This window comes from Streptomyces sp. URMC 126 (genome assembly GCF_051386555.1).
In the GTDB taxonomy this organism is placed as follows: domain Bacteria; phylum Actinomycetota; class Actinomycetes; order Streptomycetales; family Streptomycetaceae; genus Streptomyces.
Genome location: NZ_JBPQTX010001434.1, coordinates 1 through 230 on the forward strand (window position 1 = coordinate 1; position 230 = coordinate 230).

1 protein-coding gene is annotated in these 230 nt (G+C 68.7%); it reads right to left on the reverse strand.

What is annotated here, in order from left to right; translation table 11 throughout:
* Nucleotides 1-230, reverse strand: a 230-nt coding sequence (locus tag ACSNOK_RS36570) for an aldo/keto reductase (RefSeq protein ID WP_436784942.1), incomplete at both ends; no start/stop codon positions are given.

A 230-nucleotide genomic window follows, 5' to 3' on the forward strand; every position in this document is an offset into this window, starting at 1 on the left:
GTCATGTCGTCCTCGTCCAGGACGAAGGAGAACACGTCGATGTTCTCCTCGATCCGGGAGGGGGTGACGGACTTGGGGATCACCATGTTCCCCGTCTGGAGGTGCCAGCGCAGCACCACCTGGGCGGGGGTGCGGCCGTGCTTGCGGGCGATCTCGGCGATCACCGGGTCGTCCAGCAGGCCCTTGCCCTGGCCCAGCGGCGACCAGGCCTCGGTGGCGATGCCGTGCTC